This window comes from Peribacillus sp. P4_D6 (assembly GCF_056401795.1).
Map to the genome: position 1 here is coordinate 1 of NZ_JBFUIQ010000151.1, position 8,161 is coordinate 8,161.

Genomic DNA, 8,161 nt, shown 5'->3' on the forward strand with positions numbered 1-8,161 from the left:
GTTGATGGTAGGACTCTTTTTCCTTTAGATCGGAAATCATCTGTTCTAAATTAGCAATSTCCAYCTTAAATTGACTTTCCTGTTCGGATAGGTGGCCAATCATTTGGGTATAATTTTCAATCTCCRWTTTATATTKAATTTCTTGTTGGGATGCATCGCTAATCGTTTGATTTAACTGATCGATTTCTTGTTGATGGTAGTTCTCTTTTTCCTTTAGATCGTAAATCATCTGTTCTAAATTTGCAATGTCCACCTTATATTGACTTTCCTGCTCCGATAGGTGGTCGATCATTTGAGTATAATTTTCAATTTCAAGTTTAAAGTTTTCGATAACTTGTTTCTGCTGCYCTTCCTTTTCGGAAAGTTCGATCAGGKCTTYTTCTAAACGTTCAATCTCCAATTTATATTGACCTTCCTGTTCGGATAGTTGGCTAATCTTTGAAATGTAATGATCAATTTCTTTCTTATATTTTTTTATATCTTTTTTGTGATGCTCTTCCTTATCTGAAAGTGCTTTTTCTAAATGATTCATCTCCACTTTATATTGCTTTTCTTGATCGTATAAAAGATCAATGGTTTTAGTAAGCTGATTCATTTCATTTTTATAATTCATTTCTTTTTCGTTGAGAGATTGAATGGTTCCTCTTAACTCTTGAATTTCATTTTTGAAAATATTTTGCTCGTGAAAATAAAACATAACTTTCTCAACTAATTTCTCAATCTCTAAATTTATGCTTTGTACATCTAAGTTAGTTATTTTTTTATTGACTGGAGCAAGAAGGGATTTCACCTCTGTAAGCCCATCCGCCATTTTTTGAAAACCATCGTGGCTTTTATATTCCTCATTTTTAACATATTGTTTTTGAGCAGCCTCATAATCTTTAACTTTCTTTTGAAGAGAAGCAATTTCACTTTGTAATAATTTATTCTTATCTCCAAGAGTTTTTATGTCGTTATTTTTCTTTTCGTCGTTTGTTTTGGATTCTTTAAAGTACTGTAGTTCAGCCTTATATTTCTTAATTTCTTCTTCCAACTTCTGAACCTTGGTTTCTGCACTCTTCCTTTCATGTTCCTTCCGATTGATTAGATCTTGATATGTTCTTTGTTCATTTATCATTTCTTCATTGTGTTTTATTAGTTTTCTTATTTTCTTTTTACTATAATCGACTTCGTATTCATTAACTTTTGATTTGTATAGGGAAAGTTCAGATCTAAGATGAATGATCATTTGCTGAAGTTGAACTGGAGTTATTTTATTCAATTTACTTTTTTGAATTTCATTGGCTTTTTCATCATCTGTGTACAAAATAACCACTCCTTATTTTTGATCACGTGTGAACAGGCGCAATCTCCAGCCATTACTAATAAGGAATCAATTAGACAGGTTGAGATTGAGCGACTGTAAATGACCAAGAAGTTCCTATGCGGAGATGTTTATCAAGATTTTTATGGGTGTGGAGTACCGTTCGTCAGAGTGTTGGTGTTGCTTCATGATTAGGAACACTGCGACATCCAAATCATTGTAGGGGTAATGGTAAACAAAAGAAAATTCCTCCTCATAAAATGATCATCTTGACCGAAAAATCTTTGATTTCAATTTTTCACTATTCATGTGACTGGTTTTAATCAAATACTGATCCCTTTATAAATGATTCCATAATAGTTATATGTACCGTATTTCAAAAAGGTGATTATATTTATCACCTTTTTGATCCCCCTCATAAAATTCATTTACATGGATGGAGGCACTACATTTCCTTTTAATATGGTATACACAAACTTACACAAGGAATTAGAGTTTGCCGAGTGTATTCTTTATCATTTCTTCATTCCTCTTACATATTATAAATATTGGGTGATATAAGGGTTGTGGGAAAAGAGCCGTACGGTATTAATTAATCCTATTAAATAGTAAAGCTGCTACCAGGATTAACAAAAAGGGGGATACATAAATGGACATTAAAGTAGAAGTGGGAGATAAGGGGGCAGGAACCATCCCCTATGAGTCTCTCCCGGCATTTACTTATCTTTTTAGGGAATTGGGTTTTGAAGTGCAGCCAGATACTGATAATCAAAAAGTACAATTATGTTCTGCATTGCATGGTAAAAGGATTGTCATTTCATCCGACTATGATGTTAAATATAACACCTTTAGAAAGCACCTTCTAGAAAGGAAGGTGTTGGAGTATATTCAAACATTCCTATCTGCATGCGGGGCAAAGGTGATTCTTATGGATGAAAAGAATGAATCAGAAAGGGCTGATTTTCATGTATACTTTTCACTCTTTGAAATTCCAGGGATAAAAGAGCCCATTCTTGAATTAGTTCACAATTCAAAATCTGCTAATAAAAAGTTATTGGATATTTTTCAATATGAATGTAAAAGGACTGGAACAAAATTTAAATCTAATGAGGTAGTCAGAAACGCAAATAACCCTTTTATTAATATACAGATTATGTATCCTGTTTTTACGGATGAAGATTTTTGGGGAAAACTTGGTGAGAAATATGCGATGTCCATAACTATAGGAATATTGGCTAGATTTCACGAAAGCTCACCTTTATCTGTTTTGTCATTAGTTCCAATTGAAATTTTCTCAAACATGTTTATTCATTCTGAAAATACTGGGATAAATTTAGAGCCTGCCATGCAAAAAGAAAAAAGTTTACCAGAAAAGAAAAAGTTTTTATTAAAGAAACCAACTATTACTAAAAGAAAAGAAGCAGAAGTGTTTTTAGATTATCATATTTTTATTGAAGAACTTGAAGAACGTAACAAAATCAAGCTTATTGGAAATCTTCATATTAAAAATATAGGTACGGAGGTTTTGCGGAATCCAGTTATCTGTCTGCGTTCCAGCCCATCAGAAAGTATAAAAATATCTGGGCAAATATTGCCGCCCAATGTTGCCGAAACTTTGGGGGTCATGAAAAATGAAGAAACAAAAGGGTGGAAATATATGAATGAGGAATGGTTTGAAGAAATGGAGAAGGGTGAAACCTGGATATGTCCAATTCAATCTAAAAATATAAACCCTAGGCAAACAGAATCTTTAACTAACTTACAAATAAGCGTCCTTCAACCTGAAGAAAACAGCAATATTCGTGTAGAGGCTTTTGTATTTTTTAAAGAACAAGATCTGGAAATCAGTTCAAGCAATCAAATTTCCTTATTATTAACGAAGAAACAATAAGGTGATAGATTTAATGGCATAGGAAACCGGGGGTGGGAGTGGGGTGATTGAAGGAAATTATCACTTTGAGAAATACTTATTAGATAATAGGAAAGTGATAAAATTATTGGACCAAGCGATAAAACAGAATAGAGGCTTTTCCCTTGCTCGTTTTGGAATCGGTGAAATAAGCTATTTAAGCTATCCAGCCAATGGATTACTTGTACAGGAATTTAAACGGTATGAATCTTATGCGGGAGTATCACATGCACCAGAGATAATCAGGCGGGAATTGGTCAGGTCATTGCGGGATACTGATATTGCTGGTTTGATAGCTCCTTGGCGGCTGGATCCTTGGGCAAAACAAACTCGAACTGTACTTGGTCAACTGAAGTTCATGCCTTCGAAAGCTTGTTGTGCTTGGATCATGCAGAGCCTCTTGGACGAGGGCGCATTATGGCCATGGCTGAGTAATAAGAAGGTATTTCTTGTTGGCCGCCGTTCAAAAGAAGCAGAAATCGTTTTTAAAGAACAAGGCGTACAAATTACTGGCAGTATAGGTTTAAATGGGTATGAAGAGTTAAATAGAGTACAAAATGAGCTACAGTCTAATCAGGAATGGGAAATAGCGTTAATTTCCGCCGGGATCCCGGCAACCATTTTAGCTCCAAGAATTGCAAAATTGACCCAGAAGGTTGCCATTGATTTCGGGCATGCTATTGATATTATTCTTGATGGAAAAGAATACAAACTTTCCGACTTAGTAAAAAAGTGGAATGATCAGTTTAAAGAAGAAAACAAAAATTAAAAATATAATCATTGGAGGGAAATAATATAAAAGAATACTCGCAGATTCAACCTTGAATGCAAAAGGAAGAGGTGCGAGTATCTTATTCACTAAATTCAGTTTACGAATTTTAATTGTATCGGAAAGACTTTTTTTCCTGTTAGTTGGAAACATTTTAATTCAGGGGTCGAGTTTGCAAACGAAATAATTAGGTGAGCTACCTCTGGGTAGTTATTTAAAGCAATATCCCCCTMTGACGGATAAGCACCATCTGTTGGGTGGGAATGGTAGATGCCAATGAATTCTTCATTCCTCCTATCGATAAGTTCAAATACATGACGAATTTGATCTAAATCCATCGAGTAGGAAAAAGAGCTCCTATTGACATTTTCCATAGGCCAAATTGTTACTGCGACCCCATTTCGCCCTGAAAGCAGTCCACAGGCCTCATAAGGAAGTTCTCGTTTGCAATGGGAAATCATTTCTAGCCTAACATGATTGTTGATGTAAAAAGTACCGGATCTTAAACTTAAATCATTTGTTTTTTCCACAGCAACCTTTTGCTCGTACTGGCCGAACCTGGAGGGCAGAGGGAGTGATTTGTTGATGTTGTTGAGTGGGCTGCGGGTTAGGCATTCCTAATTTTCTTCTTACTTTACGTCTTAGCTTATCAGATGCCATTTTTTTCTCTCCTTTTATAGGTATGCTCTATAAATATGAAAACATGAATCTTTATGTAACCTAATAATTAATAAATGGGTCGCCTAAAATGTGGGATACATTTACTAAGTGTTGAAGTAAATAATGGAATTAGACTTTCCAAGTTTCTTTACAAAAAAAAACCGAGAGATTAATATCCCTCGGGTTTTTATTATTATACAGGAAAACGATCGCAATCTTCTACTTCAACCTCTAATCCAGGGTTAGCTCCTTCTGTCAGAATAATCATAACAACAGTAGATGAACCAGTTATTGTAAGCGTAGCTGTATCTCCCGACGGGTCAGAATCAGTTAAGGCTAAAGAGAAGCCGGCATTTTCTGGTAATCCTCCAGCAGGTGTAATAGTTCCAGTACCTGTTACGGTAAGCGTTCCTGCAGCTAAATCACAGACAGGTTGGTTAAAGTCAGTGGCTGTAAACGTGAAGCTTTGGTCAATATCAGCATCTGGTGTTCCGATAGGTGTCGGTCCTAGTGTATCGAGGAAGGTAACTTGTATTCTGCTACCAGAAAGGGTACATTGGTCACAAACTAGAGCCGTGAGATCCAATTGTCCTGTTGTAAGGCCACCAATACCGCCTTCTACTACACTAATAGTTGCTTCGCCAGTAAAGTCTGCTGAACCTTGGCAGTCACAGTTCAATGTCGGGAAGAAGGTTGGGCATTGTTGCGGGAATCGTGGTGTTGGGCAAATGAACCCATCTTCTTCAATTGGAATGACAGGACGCGGTCCACAGAACTTAGCCTCGACCTCTAGCTTAACCTCAGCTTCGACTTGAACATCTTTACACATGGTCACATCAAGTACAACCATATCACCAAGCATTTGATTTAAAACAACTGTACATTGAACATCGAAAATATTACAGTTGATTTCTGTTCCCTCTGGGAAACATAGGATAACTTCATCCATGAAACTAACAGGTACTACGAAATTACAACCTGGTAGTGGTTCTCCATTGCAAAAGAATTGAACGCGGATATGGACATGGAAGGCAAGGGAAACAATTTGGGCCCCTGGAACACTAGGAATGTTAGCTGGAATGGCTCCGATAAAATCACAGCTTCGTGTACCAACTACTTCCGAACAAGTAGCGGTTATTGTGTTACCATCATGACGTGCATCTTCAATTGCCGCAAAGCATTCCTCAGGTATTTGAACTTTATTGCGGTCACGATTTGTTAGAACAACCCAGTCATATACTTTAGTAACTCGAATACATTCAGGTCCGATGGGGTTCGGTACCACTTGTCGGCCCTGAATAGATTTGACGTTCCTTTTTTTCATCAAACATCTTTCCCTTCAGTATCAGGTTTTGAACACATTAACATACTATGGGGATATCTTTTTATGGGTACATTTTTCTTAGAAAATGGGCTAATAAAATATTATGAATTTATAAATGTATATTTATATAATCAAAATTCTAATCATAAAATCTTAAAAGAAAGATTAGGAGGTGAATAGGTATTGGCTATTGAATGGCTTGATTTTTTTATTTTAATATTGGCTACCTTCCGGTTAACTCATTTAATTGTATTTGACGATATCACTTCATTCATCAGAAAACCTTTTTTGACTGCCACCATCCAAGAAAATGCCTCTGGACAACTGGAGGAAATCATTGAAATAAAAGGATCGGGACTTCGTTATTTCATAGGTTCGCTTTTAAGTTGCTATTGGTGTGTAGGGTTTTGGTGTTCCGTCATTACTGTACTTATTTATTATTATTTACCTGCCGCTTTTCCAATCCTATTGGTCTTTGCTGTTGCGGGAGCTGCTGCTTTTATTGAATCTAAATCATGAAAGTATAATCGTGTAGGGTAAGACAATTAAAAGCATAATGAACTTTATGTATCGATATTCAGACTAATAGTATATGCTGAACATCATATAAATGCTTAATGGACAGAGAGGCTTATATATTCCTGGGTTTTAGATCAAAGTCAATCCAAAACCGTTATAGATTGATAGCAAGTACGAGGGCCATTACATTTTAATTTTAAGCATCAGGGAGCAAGCGATTGATTAAAATCCATTCAGAAACGAATGGATTTTTTCTTATAATAATAGGAATTGATATGGAAATATAAATTGGAGTAAATCTTCATTAAAAAAAGTTTACGGGTGATCCGGTTATTATGTCATACGATGCCGAGAGATCTTTAGCCAGTTTGACCCGTTGAAAATAGGAATAAAACCATATTCTTAGAACACAGTTTCTCCTGCGAAAAATGTTAGAACTGCCCATACAAAAGATGAAGATAGATTAATATGTGTGGGATAAAGCCAGGAAATGCTCAGGGGGGTACTTATCGTCATTTGAGTTTACACGTCCTAAGGTGCTGAGTTCTTATTAGAGGCATGAAGATAAATGAAGGCGAGTAAGCTAAAATGTAAACGCGTTTAAAGATATTATTCAAATGTTGATTGCTTTTTGTAGAGTATGTATCCGGAATAATCAATTTTCCATTTCTACAAATCGGTATTCTTCATTCAACGAATGGAGCAGGATAGTTCAAGTACAGTTATTGAAGGTTAGTGCATTTTAAGTGAATATAACGAAATGGAGGAGGATTAATGAAAGCAATCGTGTACACCAAGTACGGTCCCCCTGAAGTTCTTCATTTGAAAGAGGTAGAAAAACCGGATCCTAAGGAGAATGAAATACTGATAAAAGTAAAAGCGGCAACGGTAACAATGGGGGATATTCGGTCACGGAGCTTTACAGTTCCACTCTCTGTTTGGCTGCCAGCTCGGATTATTATGGGATTAAGACGTCCCAAGAAAACCATATTGGGCTTGGAGTTATCTGGAGAAGTTGAGTCAGTGGGCAAAGATGTCAAGCTGTTTAAAGCAGGTGACCAGATTTTTGCCGCTTCCCAAGTGGGCTATGGTGCTTATGCCGAGTATAAGTGCTTGCGTGAAGACGGGCCCGTTTCCATAAAACCTAATAATATATCTTTTGAGGAAGCCGCAGCCATTCCAATCGGGGCACGTACAGCATTATTTTATCTTAGAAAAGCTAACGTTCAGAGTGGTCAAAAGGTTCTTGTCTATGGTGCTTCAGGGAGTGTAGGAAGTTATGCAGTACAAATTGCCAAGTATTTCGGAGCAAAAGTTACAGGGGTTTGCAGTACCGCGAATGTAGAATTGGTAAAATCTCTTGGAGCCGATAAGGTCATCGATTACACTTTAGAGGATTTTTCCAGAGATGGTGAGACCTATGATGTTATCTTTGAAGCGGTAAACAAGAGTACGTTTTCAGCTTGTATGAAATCGTTGAAGAAGGACGGAACCTATCTAAATGTCACTGTACCGGTACCTGGTGTTCGAATGCTATGGACTAAATTGACAACCGGCAAGAAGCTGATATTGAGTCAAAATTCACCAGAAACTCCCGAAGCTCTAAACTTCCTCAAGGAGCTTGTTGAAGCAGGGAAGTTAAAAGTGATCATTGACAGATGTTATGCGTTTGAAGAA

7 protein-coding genes are annotated in these 8,161 nt (G+C 36.5%); 4 read left to right on the plus strand and 3 right to left on the minus strand.

What is annotated here, in order from left to right; genetic code table 11:
* On the minus strand, positions 1–1,306 hold a 1,306-nt coding region (locus AC1DVB_RS23595), incomplete at its 3' end, for a hypothetical protein (protein ID WP_477591211.1).
* Between the two features lie 646 nt (positions 1,307–1,952).
* Between AC1DVB_RS23595 and AC1DVB_RS23600 the strand changes: the two genes are divergently transcribed.
* Positions 1,953–3,194, plus strand: coding sequence for a hypothetical protein (locus tag AC1DVB_RS23600; protein ID WP_477591212.1), 1,242 nt, complete (start codon positions 1,953–1,955; stop codon positions 3,192–3,194).
* A 43-nt stretch (positions 3,195–3,237) separates the two neighbouring features.
* Positions 3,238–3,981, plus strand: a complete 744-nt coding sequence (locus tag AC1DVB_RS23605; protein ID WP_239858258.1) for a GT-D fold domain-containing protein — start codon at positions 3,238–3,240, stop codon at positions 3,979–3,981.
* A 95-nt stretch (positions 3,982–4,076) separates the two neighbouring features.
* Here AC1DVB_RS23605 and AC1DVB_RS23610 read toward each other — a convergent pair whose 3' ends face one another.
* Together AC1DVB_RS23610 and AC1DVB_RS23615 are read right to left on the minus strand one after the other, a co-directional pair.
* Positions 4,077–4,511: a M67 family metallopeptidase gene (locus AC1DVB_RS23610; protein WP_477591214.1), complete on the minus strand. Its 435-nt coding sequence runs from the start codon at positions 4,509–4,511 to the stop codon at positions 4,077–4,079.
* A 323-nt stretch (positions 4,512–4,834) separates the two neighbouring features.
* Positions 4,835–5,965 carry a BMQ_0737 family morphogenetic spore coat protein gene (locus AC1DVB_RS23615; protein WP_477591220.1) on the minus strand — a complete coding sequence of 377 codons (1,131 nt, stop codon included), beginning with the start codon at positions 5,963–5,965 and terminating at the stop codon, positions 4,835–4,837.
* 183 nt (positions 5,966–6,148) lie between these two features.
* On the opposite strand from AC1DVB_RS23615, the gene AC1DVB_RS23620 reads away from it, so the two are divergent.
* Complete coding sequence (locus AC1DVB_RS23620) at positions 6,149–6,484, plus strand: DUF1360 domain-containing protein (protein WP_477591216.1); 336 nt, start codon at positions 6,149–6,151, stop codon at positions 6,482–6,484.
* A 774-nt stretch (positions 6,485–7,258) separates the two neighbouring features.
* Positions 7,259–8,161 (plus strand): NAD(P)-dependent alcohol dehydrogenase (locus AC1DVB_RS23625; protein WP_477591218.1); only part of this gene is annotated, 903 nt, incomplete at its 3' end.